The 15,270-nt window shown below is 65.2% G+C and carries 16 protein-coding genes and 1 pseudogene; 12 read left to right on the top strand and 5 right to left on the bottom strand.

Going from position 1 to position 15,270, the window contains the following annotated elements; all coding sequences use genetic code 11:
• Positions 1–9 precede the first annotated feature (9 nt).
• On the top strand, positions 10–561 hold the full coding sequence (locus tag G6N47_RS13145; protein ID WP_083131697.1) for a serine acetyltransferase: 552 nt from the start codon (positions 10–12) through the stop codon (positions 559–561).
• 10 nt (positions 562–571) lie between these two features.
• Here the strand turns inward: G6N47_RS13145 and G6N47_RS13140 are convergent, their stop codons facing one another.
• Together G6N47_RS13140 and G6N47_RS13135 are read right to left on the bottom strand one after the other, a co-directional pair.
• Positions 572–1,225: a class I SAM-dependent methyltransferase gene (locus G6N47_RS13140; protein WP_083131696.1), complete on the bottom strand. Its 654-nt coding sequence runs from the start codon at positions 1,223–1,225 to the stop codon at positions 572–574.
• On the bottom strand, positions 1,225–2,451 hold the full coding sequence (locus tag G6N47_RS13135; protein WP_083131819.1) for an alkane 1-monooxygenase: 1,227 nt from the start codon (positions 2,449–2,451) through the stop codon (positions 1,225–1,227). Before G6N47_RS13135 ends, G6N47_RS13140 begins: the two co-directional genes overlap by 1 nt.
• Positions 2,452–2,660: 209 nt before the next feature.
• Between G6N47_RS13135 and G6N47_RS13130 the strand changes: the two genes are divergently transcribed.
• Positions 2,661–4,283, top strand: a complete 1,623-nt coding sequence (locus G6N47_RS13130; protein WP_083131818.1) for a GMC oxidoreductase — start codon at positions 2,661–2,663, stop codon at positions 4,281–4,283.
• A gap of 17 nt (positions 4,284–4,300) precedes the next feature.
• On the opposite strand, the gene G6N47_RS13125 is transcribed toward G6N47_RS13130, so the two are convergent.
• Positions 4,301–4,960 (bottom strand): TetR/AcrR family transcriptional regulator, encoded by a 660-nt coding sequence (locus G6N47_RS13125; protein ID WP_083131817.1) that lies wholly within the window; start codon positions 4,958–4,960, stop codon positions 4,301–4,303.
• Positions 4,961–5,040: 80 nt separating this feature from the next.
• Entirely contained in the window at positions 5,041–5,709 is a 669-nt protein-coding gene (locus G6N47_RS13120; protein WP_372517552.1) for a TetR family transcriptional regulator, read from the bottom strand.
• A 300-nt stretch (positions 5,710–6,009) separates the two neighbouring features.
• On the opposite strand from G6N47_RS13120, the gene G6N47_RS13115 reads away from it, so the two are divergent.
• The 6 genes from G6N47_RS13115 to G6N47_RS13090 all read left to right on the top strand — a co-directional run bounded on the left by G6N47_RS13115 (position 6,010) and on the right by G6N47_RS13090 (position 9,666).
• Positions 6,010–6,309 carry a PE family protein gene (locus G6N47_RS13115; protein ID WP_083131694.1) on the top strand — a complete coding sequence of 100 codons (300 nt, stop codon included), beginning with the start codon at positions 6,010–6,012 and terminating at the stop codon, positions 6,307–6,309.
• 2 nt (positions 6,310–6,311) lie between these two features.
• A complete protein-coding gene (locus tag G6N47_RS13110) occupies positions 6,312–7,511 on the top strand; it encodes a PPE family protein (RefSeq protein ID WP_139799479.1) in 1,200 nt (399 codons plus the stop codon).
• 43 nt (positions 7,512–7,554) lie between these two features.
• Positions 7,555–7,851, top strand: a complete 297-nt coding sequence (locus G6N47_RS13105; protein WP_083131693.1) for a WXG100 family type VII secretion target — start codon at positions 7,555–7,557, stop codon at positions 7,849–7,851.
• Between the two features lie 68 nt (positions 7,852–7,919).
• The gene (locus G6N47_RS13100; RefSeq protein WP_163659638.1) at positions 7,920–8,204 is read left to right on the top strand and encodes a WXG100 family type VII secretion target; all 285 of its coding nucleotides are present in this window, start codon (positions 7,920–7,922) and stop codon (positions 8,202–8,204) included.
• Positions 8,205–8,209: 5 nt separating this feature from the next.
• A complete protein-coding gene (locus G6N47_RS13095) occupies positions 8,210–9,007 on the top strand; it encodes a glycosyltransferase family protein (protein ID WP_083134791.1) in 798 nt (265 codons plus the stop codon).
• Positions 9,004–9,666, top strand: coding sequence for a PIG-L deacetylase family protein (locus G6N47_RS13090; protein ID WP_083134790.1), 663 nt, complete (start codon positions 9,004–9,006; stop codon positions 9,664–9,666). Before G6N47_RS13095 ends, G6N47_RS13090 begins: the two co-directional genes overlap by 4 nt.
• A 53-nt stretch (positions 9,667–9,719) precedes the next feature.
• On the opposite strand, the pseudogene G6N47_RS13085 reads toward G6N47_RS13090, so the two are convergent.
• Positions 9,720–10,943, bottom strand: a pseudogene (locus G6N47_RS13085) (IS110 family RNA-guided transposase).
• Positions 10,944–11,314: 371 nt separating this feature from the next.
• Here G6N47_RS13085 and G6N47_RS13080 point away from each other — a divergent pair.
• From G6N47_RS13080 to G6N47_RS13065, 4 genes are read left to right on the top strand one after another with little or no spacing between them, the layout of a single operon-like run.
• Positions 11,315–12,358: an NAD-dependent epimerase/dehydratase family protein gene (locus G6N47_RS13080; protein WP_083131447.1), complete on the top strand. Its 1,044-nt coding sequence runs from the start codon at positions 11,315–11,317 to the stop codon at positions 12,356–12,358.
• Complete coding sequence (gene rfbC / locus G6N47_RS13075; protein WP_083131446.1) at positions 12,359–12,907, top strand: dTDP-4-dehydrorhamnose 3,5-epimerase; 549 nt, start codon at positions 12,359–12,361, stop codon at positions 12,905–12,907.
• A gap of 18 nt (positions 12,908–12,925) precedes the next feature.
• Complete coding sequence (locus tag G6N47_RS13070; RefSeq protein ID WP_232080202.1) at positions 12,926–13,759, top strand: WecB/TagA/CpsF family glycosyltransferase; 834 nt, start codon at positions 12,926–12,928, stop codon at positions 13,757–13,759.
• Positions 13,756–15,270, top strand: a complete 1,515-nt coding sequence (locus tag G6N47_RS13065; RefSeq protein ID WP_083131445.1) for a sugar transferase — start codon at positions 13,756–13,758, stop codon at positions 15,268–15,270. The genes G6N47_RS13070 and G6N47_RS13065 overlap by 4 nt, the downstream gene beginning before the upstream one ends.

Below are 15,270 nucleotides of genomic sequence, written 5' to 3'. Positions count from 1 at the left end.
GGTGTTCCCGTGATCAGGACCCGTGAGGACCTGAAGGCCTACCTCGCAGCAGACATGAAAGCCAACGGGCTGGAACGGTGGCGGTTGCGGGATCGGTTCCTGCAGCGCCCGGCCTATTTTCAGCGCTTGCTGCGCAAATCGGAGTATTGGACGAACACAGCGCGGACCCCCTTCGGGCGGGTGGTTGCCGCCTGGCTGCAACTGCGGACCAAGCTGCTCGGTGAGCGGTTCGGTTTCTACATATCCCGCAATGTGTTCGGCCCGGGTCTGTCGATCGCACACCCCGGCCCGGTGTGGGTGCATTGCGAGGCGCGCGTCGGCGCCAACTGCCGCATCCACCAGGGGGTGACGATCGGCGAGGCGAAGGGCAAGGTGCCCGTTATCGGCGACGACGTGTACCTCTATCCGCTGGCCATGGTGCTCGGCGCGGACATCGGCAGCCGTGTCGGTGTCCGGGCGGGCGCGGTGGTCACCAAATCGGTTCCCGACGACGTGGAGGTGGCCGGCGTTCCGGCCCGCATCGTCAGGACGCACCGCCCGATCGCGGCCATCGCGGATTGACAGCCGGCTATCAGCTTCGGATGGCCACCAAGGATTTGACCCAGCCGGCGAACCGCTCGAACCAGATTGTCGACGTCGGGAAGTATCGCCGCATCTGCGAAATGCCAAGCAGGTCAATCTCGTCGACCTTGTCCTGCGCCTCTTCTCGGGTGTGAGTGCGGATGTGGCCGCGGTTCCAGCGCAGCGAAATCTGTACTCGCGCTTCGTAAGGCAACCACTGCAGGCCCGGGAAGAGCCAATGCGGTTCGACCGGGAAGTAACGGTATGGGGTTTGCACCCAGTGCCGGTCGCCGAGCGAGTGGACATAGTCGACGAGTCGCTGCCGCCGCACGTGGCCTCCCACATGCTCCAGCAGAGAATTGGAGTAGACAAGGTCGAAGTGCGCTGCCGCAACAGATCTCGGTAGATCGCAGGCGTCCGCATGGACTGCGACGATCCCGGAGCTCCACGAGTCTTGCGGCAGGAGATTCACCGTGGTGACCGACTTTGGTCGCAGCGGCGCAAGTCGCCACGACTCCGGCGTTCCACCCAAGTCCAGGACTCGCATCTCCGAGAACGACGGGAATGTCTCGATCAGGTGCTGCCACCGCCGAATACGGGCGCGTCCGGACAGCGATCCTTTCGAATCGACATCGGTCGCGACGTCGCGCAACCAGTCCGACATCAGCGGACGCAGGATCGCTCGGCGCCGGTGGCCGTCGGCAAATAGCGTTCCAGCAGCCGCTTTTCGTGCCGCGGGCTCAGCCCGGCCAGGCGAATGTCGCCGCCGTAGTGAGCGAGCACCCGCGGGTCCATCACACGACGCCATAACGGCGGTAGCAGGGCCAGCAGCAGCATGGTCCCGTAACCGCCCGGGAATTGCGGCGCTTCGTCGGTATGGCGCAGTGCCTGATAACGCCGCAACGGATGCGCATGGTGATCGGAGTGCCGCTGCAGATGAAACAGGCACAGGTTCGCAATCACCGTGTTGCTGTTCCAGCTGTGCGAGGCGCGCACCCGTTCGTATCGCCCGTTGGGCAGCTTCTGGCGTTGCAGCCCATAATGTTCCATATAGTTGACAGTCTCGAGCAGGCAGAAACTGATCACCGCCTGCCCGACCAGCCACGGCACCACGACGGCACCGAACCAGACAGTCAGCACAGCGAACAACGCAAAGCTGGCCAGCCAGGCGCTGAGCACATCGTTTCTAAGGCTCCACCGGGACTGTCCCGCCCGCGCGAAGCGCTCGCTTTCCAGCCGCCAGGCCGACCGCACGCCGCCTGCCACGGACCGCGGAATGAAGAAGTACAGTGTCTCCCCCATTCGTGAGCTCGCCGGATCGTCGGCCGTAGCGACCCGCACGTGATGTCCGCGGTTGTGCTCCACGAAGAAATGTCCGTACCAGCTCTGCATGAGCGCCAGCTTGGACAGCCGCTTCTCGGCCTGAGGTCGCTTGTGGCCCAACTCATGTGCGACGTTGATCGCGACACCGCCGATGATTCCGACCGTGGCCATCAGTCCCAGCTTGTCGACGAACGTCATGGTGAGCCAGCCACCGCCGGCCCACAACCAGCACGCGAAAAGCAGCGACAGGTATTGACTGGGCAGGTAAAGGTAAGTGGCCCAACGGTAGAAACGGTCGTCCTCGAGTTTCGCGACGACGCTGTCGGGCGGGTTGTCCGCGTCAGGCCCGACCAGGTGGTCGAGGACGGGAATGATCCCGAATGTCACGATCGGAGCGAACCACCAAAACACACCGAGCCCGCTGATCTGCACGGCAAGCCACGATGCGGCGACGAACCCCGGCACTATCGACCCCAGCAGCCATAAGTACTTCTTGGCGCCGCGCCAAGCGGGGTCCGAGGCCGCCGTGCTACCCACCCGATGTCCCACCGGCCCGTCGATGGGCATGGTGCCGGAAGATGTCGTTCGATTCAGATAGCCCATTTCTGGAAGTTATCACGACTTGATTACTTTAAAATAGCCTGATTCGATACTATCTGACTGATTATATACAGAATCGAGGAGTCTGAGTTGGTTGCCGTCGGAGTCCGACCGACCAGGCCGGCTACCACACTCGACTGCCGCGAACACTGAATCGGAGCAGGTCAATGGGGCGCATGATGGTTGTCTCCCGCCGGCGTTTTCTGGGTCTTGGCGCCATGGCCGCTGCGGCGGCCGCCGGCGCCGGAACCGCCGAGTTCCAGCTGAGCCGACATCGGCCCACCGTGCGGCCGCACTACGACGCCATCGTGGTGGGCAGCGGCTACGGCGGCGGCGTGTCGGCCCTGCGGCTCGGCCAGGCCGGCGTCAGGACCCTGATCCTGGAAAAGGGCAGGCTCTGGGACGCCCGCGACGAGGACGGCAAGCGATTCTCGAAGATGCTGCCGCCGGATACTCGCGCGGGCTGGTTCACCCGGCATCCACCAAGCCTGGTCCCGTCGTTTCGGGGCGTCTCGATCAACTCGGTGGCCGAGCACGTGCCGTCCCGCCAGCCCGTGCAGGCCGGCATCTGCGACAAGGTCGTACACGGCTCGCACAACGTCTTCCGCGGCGTCGCCGTGGGCGGCGGGTCGATGGTGAACGCGGCCATCGCCGCCATCCCCACCGCGGCTCAAGTTCGGGAAACGTTTCCCGACATCGACCCTGCGCAGTTCCTCGGACGGTACATGCAGCGGGCCAGGGACATGCTGCTGATCAACTATCGCGACATGCGGTGGTTCGAGCAGACACCGTGTTTCCAGTACGCACGGGTCGGCCGGCAGTATGCGGCGGCGGCCGGATATTCAGTGGACTACAACGGCAGCGCCTTCTCCTTCCCCTACATCAGATACGAGGAGGTGGGCAAGGTTGAGCGTTCAGCGCTCGCACTCGAGCAGCAATACGGGAACAACAACGGCCGGTTCGGCAGCGTCGACCAGACCTACATCGGCGACGCGCTGGCCACCGGCAAGGTCAGCCTCAAACCCTTGACCGAGGTGACCGATATTCGTCGAGAGCGCGACGGCGAGTACGTGGTGTCCACCCGCGAGATCGACCGCTGGGGCAACGAGCTCGGGCGTGCGGAATTCGGTTGTGACCAGCTGCATCTCAATGCAGGCGTGCTGGGTACGACCAAGATCCTGCTGAAAGCCCGGGACACCGGGACGCTGCCCAACCTGAGCGAGGAAATCGGCCGCGGATACGGCAACAACGGCGACATCATGGTCGCCCATTCGCTGAACGAGAGCGATCCGGCGGGCACTGAGCAGTCCTTGATGGGAATGATCAACCTCGACGGCCGCGACGATCCCGACAACCCGGTGTACGCCAGCATGTTCTCGCTTCCGTTGCCGGTGGAGACTCTCACGCTGGGCTACTACGTGATGGTCAAGACCGGTGACCGTGCCGAGATCACCTATGACCGGCGTTCTGACTCGATCAGCATCGACTGGCCCCAGGGATATACCGAGAACTTGACGTCCAAGGCGAGGGCGGTTTTCGACAAGGTGGTCCTGGCCAACGGCGTCGACTACCGCGACGACATCTTCGAGGGAAACGTCTTCGCCCCCAACACTGTTCACCCGATGGGCGGGTGTGTCCGCGGGAGAGCCACGGACAGCTACGGGCGGGTCAAGGGATACGACAAGCTCTACGTCAACGACGCGTCGCTACTGCCCGGCTACCTGGGCTGCAACCCCTTCATGTCCATCACCGCACTCGCCGAACGCAATATCGAGGGAATCCTGCAAGGACGTCAATGATCCTCACCATGCGTGAGTCACTCGGTCGACGGCGACGCCCCGTTGCGCCGCAGCGCTTCCCGGGCCAGGAATTCGCGGAAATAAGGCAACGATGCGTCGGCCACGACCGCAGGAAGCAGCAGTTCCCACATGCGGCTCAACTGGCCGATGAGGTCGCCATCCGACGTCGCCCTGTATAGCAGGCGCGTGCCCAACATGGCGCCGACGACCGACTCGCTGACGGCGTGCGGGTCGAGTCCTTCTTTCAGGTCGCCTTCCGCGCTTGCCCGGCCGGCCTGAGTAGCCATGGCCTCCAACCAGTTTGCGTAGACACGGGAGGCGGATTCGTTGAATTCGCCGAGAGCAAACATCAGTTGTTCCGCGACGCGCGCGGCCCTGTCGGATGCCAGAACCTCCGCGGCCGCAAACATGCCGTGGATCATGTTCTCCAGCCCGGGAGAGGACGAGTCGCACATGGTGCGGAAGGTGTCGAGGACGACGCCGGAGCCTTCCTCGATGATCGCGGATGCCAGCGAATCCATCGACTCGAAGTGGTGGTAGAGAGCACCTTTGGTCATTCCCGCGCGCTCGATGATCGCGGCCCGCGCGGCGCTCGCATAGCCGACTTCGCTGAAGACCTCGATCGCCGCGTCGATGAGCTTCCGCCGGGTGGCTTCCGATCGAACCTGGCGCGCCATCGCCTGCACCTCCGGAGTTCGGTCGAGCTGCTGAGAATCGGGGCCTTCGGCGTCTCACATTCCGGCCGGCGCGGGCAAGCCTAACAGCTGCTCGTGGCGGTGCGGATCGCCAGCGCCGTGCGTCGCCTGACGAATTGGCTGAAGTATTCGAGCCTGTCTTGTTCGACCATGCCGCGCAACAACAGCGCCCACATCTTCTCCAGCTCGAGGAAAAACTGCTCCGCGTCGTCGAGATTGCCGGTATGGCGCATCCCCAAGTACAGCGACACGACCAGGCGTCCGACGTCCTGCGGATCGCATTGGTCGGTTATGTCGCCCTCGGCGATGGCGCGCTTCACGACGCGGGCGAGCGCCTCGATCCAGTCCGCCAACAGCCTGGCCTGGAACTTCTCGGCGCGGCCCACCGTCTCGAGCAGGTGCAGTCCTGCCCGGGCCACATCCTGGCCGACGTCCTGAACTGCGATCACGTAGGTGAACTCGACGAGGGTTTCCAATCCCGAGAGTTTGCGGGCGAGCAGGTCCCGGATGACCGCGGTGCCTACGGTGGCTTGCTCTTCGATGATCGCCAACGCCAGCGCATGCTTCGAGCGGAAATGGAAATACATTGCGCCCTTGGTCAATTCGGCTTCAGCCAGGATGTCGTCGAGTCCGACGTCGTGGTACGGCCGCTGGGCGAATTGGTGTGCGGCTGCGTTCAGGATCTGCTGTCGGGTCGAGTCCGCTCGGCTGTCGGTCGGCTGGTTCATGATGAGACGCCCGCGGGGTTCGGATTCATAGGTTGGGACATCTCCCTCGAACGGAGCGCACCGCCACTTTGGCCGGGCGCACTGGCTAGCCGCTTCGGGAGTTGGCATCAATGCCGCGGCCTGGCCAAGTGGTGGGCAGCCACTTGCTGGACTACCAGGTTCTTAGCTTAAGCGCTTGCTCCGGGATGTCCGAGATACCAAAGGTTAGTGGCATCGCTATACAGCATCCGAAAAGTATGTATTATGGCTTCAGTGCATGTAGCCGGTTTGCCCGGCTCGCCGGCCCCTCACTAGGAGAAGCACATGTCGTTCGTGACCACCCAGCCGGACGCGTTGACATCGGCGGCGGCCAACTTGCATAGCACCGGCGTCGCGATGAGTTCCCACAATGCCGCGGCGGCGGCTCCCACCACCGGCGTGGTTCCGGCCGCCGCTGACGAGGTGTCTGCGCTCACGGCGGCCCAGTTCACCGCACACGCGCAGATGTATCAGGCGATCAGCGCCCAGGCCGAGGCGATTCACGAGATGTTCGTCAACACCCTGGGCACCAGCGCCTGCTCGTATGCGGCCACCGAGGCCGCCAACGCGGTGACGGCCGGCTAGCGATGGTCGCAGTGCTCGATTTCGGCGCGTTGCCGCCGGAGCTCAACTCCGGCCGGATGTATGCCGGTCCGGGATCGGAATCGATGTTGGCGGCCGCGGCGGCCTGGGACGGGTTGGCTGCCGAATTGCATTCCGTGGCATCCACTTACAACTCGGTGATCTCGGCATTGACTAGCGGACCATGGCGCGGCCCGGCGTCGGCGTCCACCGCGGCGGCGTCCGCACCATATGCCACCTGGATGTCGGCGATGGCCGCGCAGGCCGAACAAGCGGGCGCACAGGCCCGCGACGCCGCCGACGCCTATCACGCCGCGTTCGCCATGACGGTGCCCCCGGCGGTGGTCGCGGCCAATCGCGCACAGCTGGCGACGCTGACCGCGACAAACTTTTTCGGCATCAACTCGCCCGCAATCGCCGCCAACGAAGCGCAATACGCCGAGATGTGGGCCCAGGACGCGCTGGCGATGTACGGCTATGCCGCCAACTCCGCGGTGGCTACCCAGTTGACGCCGTTCACGTCGCCGCCGCAGACCACCAACACGGCCGGGCTGGCCAGCCAGGGCGCCGCGGTCGCCCACGCAACCGGCGCCGCGGCCACGCAGCAGAGCACGCTCTCGCCGCTGATCTCCGCGATTCCCAATGCGCTGCAGCAGCTGTCGTCGCCGGCCACGAGCACGTCGTCGTCCACCGGCGTCACCACACCGTGGGGTTCGGTAATAGGCGGGTCTGGCTCGTCGGGGCTCTCCGGGATTATGAACGACTGGCCCAGTTTGCTTCCGGGCTATTTGATGGTGTCCGCGACCCCGCTCTACGCACTGTCCAGCGTGCTGGGGATGGCGCAAACCCTGCAGGGCTTGACCACCGCTGGCGCCTGGGAGGCAGCCGAAGGAGCGGCCGGCGCACTGGAATCGGGCATCGGCAACACGGGTGTGCTGGCCGGCGTCGGCCAGGCGGCCTCGCTGGGCCCGTTGTCCGTGCCGCCGAGCTGGGGCACGTCGGTCCAGACGGGCATGCTGACGTCCGCCGGTGCTGCGATGCCGGGGACGGGCGCGAACCCACTCACAGGTACGCCGCCAAGCGTGTTGGGCGGGCTGCCCCGCGGGGCGGCGAGCGGTCCGGGCAGCAGCCCCGGCCCCCGCTACGGGTCGGTTCCCACCGTGATGGCGCGCCCGCCGTCCGCCGGATATGGAGGCGTCATGTGAGGCCGGCGTTCCAGTCAATGTCCCACTACCGGAGGAGATTTCGATGACTGCTCGGTTTATGACCGATCCGCACGCGATGCGGGACATGGCGGGCCGTTTCGACGTGCACGCCCAGACCGTCGAAGACGAGGCCCGCAAGATGTGGGCGTCGAGCCAGAACATTGCCGGTGCCGGCTGGAGCGGAACCGCCCAGGCCACCTCCTACGACACCATGAGCCAGATGAATCAAGCCTTCCGCAACATCGTCAACATGCTGCACGGGGTGCGCGACGGGCTGATCCGCGACGCCAACAACTACGAGGCCCAAGAGCAGGCCTCCCAGCAGATCCTGTCCAGCTAGAGGCGATCGCAAGCGCGGCGCAGCCGGGCGCAGCGGGTCGCCGACCAGACAACCTAGGAGACACGACTATGAGCATCAACTACCAGTTCGGCGACGTCGACGCCCATGGCGCGCTGATTCGCGCCCAGGCCGCCTCTTTGGAGGCCGAGCACCAGGCCATCATCCGCGATGTCCTTGCCGCCGGCGACTTTTGGGGCGGCGCCGGATCCACGGCCTGCCAGGAGTTCATCACCGCGTTGGGCCGCAACTTCCAGGTCATCTACGAACAAGCCAACGCCCACGGCCAAAAAGTCCAAACCGCCGGATCCAACATGGCCAGCACCGACTCCGCCGTCGGCTCCAGCTGGGGCTAACGCAGATGAAAGTCGTATTGTTCTGCGGCGGTTACGGGATGCGGATGCGCACCGCCGAGGATGACGTCATACCCAAGCCGCTCCAGATGGTCGGGCCGCGTCCGCTGCTGTGGCACGTCATGCGCTACTACGCACACTTCGGTCACAAGGAGTTCATCCTGTGCCTCGGCTACGGTGGCGAGAAGATCAAGGACTTCTTCCTGCGCTACCGCGAGACGGAGTCCAACGACTTCGTCATCCGGGCCGGCCAGGTCGAGCTGCTCGATTCCGACATCTCCGACTGGGCAATCACTTTCGTCGACACCGGTCTCGAGTCGCCGATCGGTGAACGGCTGCGTCGCGTCCGCAAGTTCCTCGGCGACGACGAGTACTTCCTGGCCAACTACGCCGACGTACTGACCGACGCCCCGCTCGACGACATCGTCGAGCGGGTGATCGGCAGCGGCGCCATGGCCTCGATGCTGATCGTGCCGCCGCAGTCGTCGTTTCACTGCGTCGACATCGCCACCGACGGCGACATCAAAGAAATCGCGCCGGTTACCAAGTTCCCGATCTGGGTCAACGGCGGCTATTTCGTGCTGCGCCAACAGGTCATCGACCTGATACCCGAGAACGGCGACCTGGTCGGCGACGCGTGCACGGCACTAGCCGGCACCGGCGGGCTGATCGGCTACCGCCACGACGGCTTCTGGAAACCGGCCGACACGTTCAAGGAGCGCGCCGAGCTCGACGCCGACTACAACAACGGAATTCGCCCCTGGATGGTCTGGGATACGCCCCGACGGCGGGACCGATCCGCATGATCTCACTGACCCCGTCGCGGTTGACGTCGGTTGCCGCCATCGGCGCCCACTGCGATGACATTGTCATCGGCACGGGCGCCACCTTGATGGAAATCGCCCGCCACAACCCCGCTTTGGTGGTGCATGCCCTGGTCCTGACCGGTGGCGGCACCGAGCGGGAAGTCGAAGAGAAGAACGCGTTTGCGGCACTGTGCCCGACGGCGGACGTGCGGTTGACGGTTGTCGACCTGCCCGACGGCCGGCTGCCGGACCATTGGGCGGCGGTGAAAGGCCACCTCGCCGATTTCGCCCGCGACTGTCAGCCCGACGTGGTGTTCGGCCCGCAGCGTGGCGACTCTCACCAGGACCACCGGCTGATCGCAGAACTGATACCCACCGAGTTCCGCGACCATCTCTCGTTCGGCTACGAGATCCTCAAGTGGGAATCGGACCTGCCCAATCCCTCGCTGTACATCCCAGTTTCGGCCGAAACTGCACAGCGAAAGGCGACGGTGCTGGCGGAATGCTATCCGTCCCAAGCGGGCCGAGACTGGTTCGACGACGAGGCCTTCCTCGGCTTGATGCGGGTCCGCGGCGTCCAGTGCCGCGCCCGCTACGCCGAAGCATTCACCGTGGAGAAATCGGTATTCGAGACCGGCGAAGAGTATTCGCTCAACTAACCGACCAGCCGCTGCCGACACAAACCGAGAAAGACATCTCACGAAGTTAAGAGTCAAGCCACGAGCGAGAGAGGAGGTGGAAACGCCAGGTGTTCGTTGTAGAGCCGGCCGGTCTGCAGGCAGTGGTGGAGTTGGCCGAGAAACTTGTTGAACAGGTGCCGTTGGGCTTGGTGGTTCCAGTCTCCGGCGGCGCGGCGGGCATCGTAGTGGCGACGCGCGCCCGGCGAGGCGCGCAGCGATCCCAGTGCCCAGATCGGGCCGACGGCGGCCAGTCGCCGGTTCTTGATGTGGCGGTGCAGGACAACGGTTTTCTTGCCGCTGGCGCGGGTGATGGGGCGGATCCGGCGAAGGCTTTGAGTCCGCGGGCCTCAGCGAAGCGGGTTCGGTCATCGCCGATCTCGGCGAGCACCGGGCGCCGGCCAACATCCCCAGGCCGGGGAAGCTGGTGATGATCTTGGCGTCCGGGTGTTGCTCAAAATGGGCGATCGCCGCCTCGGCCAGCTCGTCGGCCGCGGTGCAGGCGGCCTCGAGTTGGCGCAACAACGCCGCCAGTTGGATGCCCATCGCGTTTTCCACGGCCGGCGGTTGGTGCAGGTAGGTGTCGGTGAACACGGCGCGCAACCGCTCGATATCGCGGTCGAGATGGCGTCGGCGGCCAGCTTTGGTCAGCAGTCGGCGCAGCCGGGCGGAGTCAGCGTCGCCGCCTGCGTTGGGGTCGGCGCAGCGGCCAAGATGGTGCGGGCGTCGGCGCGGGCCAGTCCACCCTCGGGCAGCCCGGCGAACGCGGCGATGGCGGCCGGGTAGAAGTCTTTGAGCAGGTCGCGGATCTGGTTGCCGATCTGCTGACGCGCCCAAACCGCATCTTGCTGGGCGCGGGCGAGCACCCGGATGGCTTGGGCCAGCTCGGTGTCGGCGGGCAGCGGTCGGTGCGCGGCGGCATCGGTGCGCACGATATTGGCCAGCAGCACCGCATCGGTGGCATCGGATTTGGCCCCCGACACTGCATGCCGTGCCCGGTACCGCGAGGCCGCCAGTGGGTTGATCGGGTAGATCACCCGGCCGGTTTCGCGCAGCGCGGCCACCCACAGTCCGCGATCGGTTTCGATCCCCACCGGGATTGGATGCGCGGCGCTGTCACCGGCCTCAGCCAGCAGCGTCAACAGAGCCGCGAACCCGGCCGCATCATTGCTGACCCGTCCGCGGGCCACCACACGCCCGTCGTCGTCGATGACGGCGACATCGTGATGTTCAGTGGCCCAATCAATTCCACAAAACAAGCCCAAGGTGTCATCACTCCTTCGATCGATGGTTATGCCGTCACCGGTGGACTCACGCGGCGCCCTAATCGCGGGACTCTTAGGTCCGTCATCTCACTAGCCGTCCGTGACTCCAGCTCACCGCAGGACCTCGTTCTATCGAAGAGCTCAAGGCTCGGGAAACACAGTCGGGAGGTCAACCCTGCGGTGGGCTCGGGCAACGGCATCCCACCACCACCGGAGGTGATCTGCCGCCAGGCGCGCCGTTCTTTCTCTAGACGTCGAGCGTCGGGACAAACCAGGCATCACCTGACAGCAGACCAACCAGGAAACAGACCCTGGTCGCCACCACGACCAGCAATCCATCCCTACTAAACGATTAGGACCCGACCGTGCGAGTGCTGGTCACCGGTACCCAGGGATACCTGGGTTGCCTTGTGGCGCCGATGCTTTTGGCCGAGGGCCACGACGTCGTCGGCCTGGACACGGGCTACTACCGCTCGGGGTGGCTGTGCCCGGGCCGGCTCGCCGGAAGCCCCGATCACGCTGAGCCGCCTACCCTCATCCGCGACATCCGCGACGTGACACTCGAAGACCTGCGCGGGTTCGACGCCGTCGTGCACATGGCCGAGCTCAGCAACGATCCCATCGGTGACCTCATCGGCGACGTGACATTCGAGGTGAACCACCGCGGCAGCGTGCAACTGGCTGCCCTGGCAAAACGCGCGGGTGTGCGCCGCTTCGTCTACATGTCGTCGTGCAGCGTCTACGGGATCGCCGACGGCACCGTCGACGAGACCAGCCCGATCAACCCGATGACCCCGTACGCCACATGCAAAGCCCTGGTGGAACGAGACCTTTCGGCGATGGCCGACGACGACTTCTCGCCGACGTTTCTGCGCAATGCCACCGCGTTCGGTGCCTCGCCGCGGATGCGGTTCGACATCGTGCTCAACAACCTCGCCGGGCTGGCCTGGACCGACCACCGCATCGCGATGACCAGCGACGGCACCCCGTGGCGCCCGCTGGTGCATGCCCTGGACATCGCCCAGGCGATCCGATGCGCACTGCATGCCGAACGGCAGACCGTGCATCGACTGGTGGTCAACGTCGGCACCGACGAGAACAACCTGACGGTCCGCGAGATCGCCGAGGCGGTCAGCGCCGAGTTCCCCGGCTGTGAACTGACTTTCGGCCCGCCCGATCCCGACAACCGAAGCTACCGCGTGGCGTTCGGCAAGATACACGAGGTATTCGGCGACTTCCGCGCGAACTGGTCCGTGGCCGCAGGCGCCGCTCAGCTGCATCGGCTGTTCGACGCCATCGAAATGGACCCGGAAACGTTCCACGGCCGGGGACACACCCGGCTCAAACAAATCCAATACCTGCTCAAGACCGGGCAGGTCGACAAGCGGCTGTTCTGGACGGAGGTCTGAGTGAAGTACACACCCACTGATGTCGCAGGGGTGACCATCATCGACATCGAACCGCATCGCGACCATCGTGGATTTTTCTCGCGGGCGTTCTGTGCCGAGGAGTTCGCCAAGTACGGACTGGATGTGGCTGTCGCACAGACCAATATCTCCTACAACTATGCCCGCGGCACGCTGCGGGGACTGCACCGGCAGGCGCCGCCGTTCGCCGAGGCCAAACTTGTGCGCTGCACCCGCGGCGCGATCGTGGACGTTGCGGTCGACTTGCGGCCGCAGTCGCCCACCTACGGCAAGCACGTGATGGTCCATCTGACCGCCGACAACCACCGGGCATTATTCCTGCCGCCGTACGTCGCGCACGGGCTGCAGACCCTCGCCGACGACACCGAAGTTCTCTACCAGGTCAGCGGTTCGTATTCGCCGGTCGCCGAGCAGGGATTCCGCTGGGACGACCCGGAATTCAGCATCTCCTGGCCGCTGCCGGTCACCGTCATCTCCGAAAAGGACGCCAGCTGGCCGTTTGTCACGCCGGCGGGTACCCCGGCATTGTGATCGACAGCCTGGTCCCTGATGACATCTGACACGTTGCCGGCACCCGCCGTGCGAATGGTGGTTAGCGGCAGCATCGTCGAGCGCCGCAAGACCGACGAGGTGCTGTCGATCATCGGTTCCCGCCTGCGGTCGGGATCTGCGGTCGGGCTGGCGGTCGGCTCGGTGAACCTGGACCACCTGCACCACTTCCGCAAGCTTGGCGCGCCGCCCGACGGCCGGTTGGAATGGCTGCTGCTGGCGGACGGGATGCCGATCGCCTGGCGGGGACAACTGCTCACCGCCGGCCCGTGGCCCAGGATCGCCGGAGCCGACCTGCTACCGCCAGTGCTGGCGCTGGCCGAAGCCACGTCTGCGCGGGTCGGGTTTTTCGGCGGCAGCGCCGCAACCCATCAGCGCCTGGCCGAGCATCTGGCTAAGCAGTATCCGGCGCTGAGCATTTCGGGGATGTGGGCGCCGGACGCGACGACCGTCGAGTCATGCTCAGACACGCTTGCCGCGGCCATCCGCGCCGCGCACACCGACGTCCTGATCGTCAGCCTCGGCAAGCCGCGACAGGAACAGTGGGTCGATCAGCACGGGTTCGCCACGGGCGCAAGGATATTCCTGGCCTGCGGCGGCGCCATCGACTTCTTGGCCGGCCGGACCCGGCGTGCGCCCGACTGGATGCAGCGGGCGGGCCTGGAGTGGCTGCACCGGTTGTCTCACGAGCCGCGACGCTTGGCCCGCCGCTACCTTCTGCAAGGGCCGGTCGCGCTGTTGCGGGCCAGTCGCGCACAGCTCATCTGCTATCCCGGCGTGCACTACAGCGGGGTGCCGGAGACGCTGGCGGACAAGCGGATCGGGCCGGGATGACGGCGTCGATTCCCAAGGCAGCGTCCCGGCCTGTGCGGCGTCCGACGGTGAGCCCGCATCCGGTCGCGTCCCCTGCCAACCCGGCGCGCCACTGGCAGCAGCGGTATGCGGCGCGGCTGCGGGTGACCGATTCCGTGATCGTGGTCGCATCGGTCATGCTCGCCCAATACATCAGGTTCGGCCAATCACCGGACACGTCGGGTTACCCCGGTCAGGTGATGACGCTGTTCTCGCTTCTGTTCGCCGCGCTGTGGCTGTCGTCGATCGCCGTGTTCAACACCAGGTCGCCGCGGATCATCGGCGCCGGCATCGACGAGTACCGCCGCATCGCCAGCGCGTCATTCTGGACGTTCGGCATCATCGCGATGGCAACGCTGCTCGCCAAAATCGACTTGGCGCGTGGATATTTGGCGGTTGCTCTGCCCGTGGGCACCGTTGGGCTGTTGGCGAGCCGCAACCTGTGGCGCCGCTACATTGCGCGCAAACGAGCCGGCGGCAAGTACCAGACGCTGGTGCTGGCCGTCGGCGATCGTCCTGGGGTGTCACATCTGGCGCATGAACTCATGCGCAATCCCCGCGACGGCTACGTCGTGGTCGGCGTCGGCATTCCCGGATACGGCTCGTCGCGCGGCAAGAAGCTGACGGTCCACGGTCGCGAGATACCGATTCTCGGGGACGAAACACACGCGCTGGCGGCGATCGCCCGGTGCGGCGCGGACACCGTCGCGGTGACCGGAACGGAACGGTTCGGGGTGCGCGGCATCAGGCAACTGATGTGGCGGTTGGAGACCATGGATGTCGATCTGGTGGTCTCTCCCGGGGTGATGGACGTGGCGGAATCGCGGTTGGCGCTACGGCCCGTCGCTGGATTCCCCTTGCTGCATGTCGAAAAGCCGCAATACCAGGGCGCGAAATCATTTCTGAAGCGCGCATTCGATTTCTGCTTCTCGCTGGCGGCGCTGATCGGCACCTCACCGCTTCTGCTGACCTCTGCGATCGCCGTCAAACTGACCAGCAGGGGACCGGTCTTCTATCCGTCCGAGCGCATCGGCCTGGACGGTAAGCCCTTTACGATGCTGAAGTTTCGCACCATGATCCAGGATGCCGACGCTCAGCTCGATCGGCTGCTCCCGCTGAACGAAAGCGCGGGCAACATGCTGTTCAAGATCCGCCACGACCCCCGGGTCACACCCGTCGGAAGGATACTTCGGCGCTTCAGCATCGACGAATTGCCGCAATTCATCAACGTGTTGAAGCGCGACATGAGTGTCGTCGGACCCCGACCGCCATTGCGACGTGAAGTAGAGAACTACGACGGTGACGTCAAGCGCCGACTGTTGGTGAAGCCCGGTGTCACCGGCCTGTGGCAGGTGAGTGGGCGCTCGGATCTGTCCTGGGAAGAATCGGTTCGGCTGGACCTGTCCTATGTCGACAACTGGTCGATGGCCGCAGACCTCCTGATCATCGCCCGGACGCTGAAAGCGGTCCTTACCCGGGACGGAGCGTACTGA

It is taken from the genome of Mycobacterium branderi, assembly GCF_010728725.1.
Lineage (GTDB): Bacteria > Actinomycetota > Actinomycetes > Mycobacteriales > Mycobacteriaceae > Mycobacterium > Mycobacterium branderi.
The sequence above is the reverse complement of the archived record's forward strand: the minus strand, read 5'-3'. Positions and strand labels throughout refer to the sequence as shown.

What these genes read in the sequence shown, in the direction of transcription:
- G6N47_RS13140 (WP_083131696.1), bottom strand. Translation starts at nt 1,225, where the DNA reads ATGTCGGACTGGTTGCGCGACGTCGCGACCGATGTCGATTCGAAAGGA.
- G6N47_RS13135 (WP_083131819.1), bottom strand. Translation starts at nt 2,451, where the DNA reads ATGCCCATCGACGGGCCGGTGGGACATCGGGTGGGTAGCACGGCGGCC.
- G6N47_RS13130 (WP_083131818.1), top strand. Translation starts at nt 2,661, where the DNA reads ATGATGGTTGTCTCCCGCCGGCGTTTTCTGGGTCTTGGCGCCATGGCC.
- G6N47_RS13125 (WP_083131817.1), bottom strand. Translation starts at nt 4,960, where the DNA reads ATGGCGCGCCAGGTTCGATCGGAAGCCACCCGGCGGAAGCTCATCGAC.
- G6N47_RS13115 (WP_083131694.1), top strand. Translation starts at nt 6,010, where the DNA reads ATGTCGTTCGTGACCACCCAGCCGGACGCGTTGACATCGGCGGCGGCC.
- G6N47_RS13110 (WP_139799479.1), top strand. Translation starts at nt 6,312, where the DNA reads ATGGTCGCAGTGCTCGATTTCGGCGCGTTGCCGCCGGAGCTCAACTCC.
- G6N47_RS13105 (WP_083131693.1), top strand. Translation starts at nt 7,555, where the DNA reads ATGACTGCTCGGTTTATGACCGATCCGCACGCGATGCGGGACATGGCG.
- G6N47_RS13100 (WP_163659638.1), top strand. Translation starts at nt 7,920, where the DNA reads ATGAGCATCAACTACCAGTTCGGCGACGTCGACGCCCATGGCGCGCTG.
- G6N47_RS13095 (WP_083134791.1), top strand. Translation starts at nt 8,210, where the DNA reads ATGAAAGTCGTATTGTTCTGCGGCGGTTACGGGATGCGGATGCGCACC.
- G6N47_RS13090 (WP_083134790.1), top strand. Translation starts at nt 9,004, where the DNA reads ATGATCTCACTGACCCCGTCGCGGTTGACGTCGGTTGCCGCCATCGGC.
- G6N47_RS13070 (WP_232080202.1), top strand. Translation starts at nt 12,926, where the DNA reads ATGACATCTGACACGTTGCCGGCACCCGCCGTGCGAATGGTGGTTAGC.
- G6N47_RS13065 (WP_083131445.1), top strand. Translation starts at nt 13,756, where the DNA reads ATGACGGCGTCGATTCCCAAGGCAGCGTCCCGGCCTGTGCGGCGTCCG.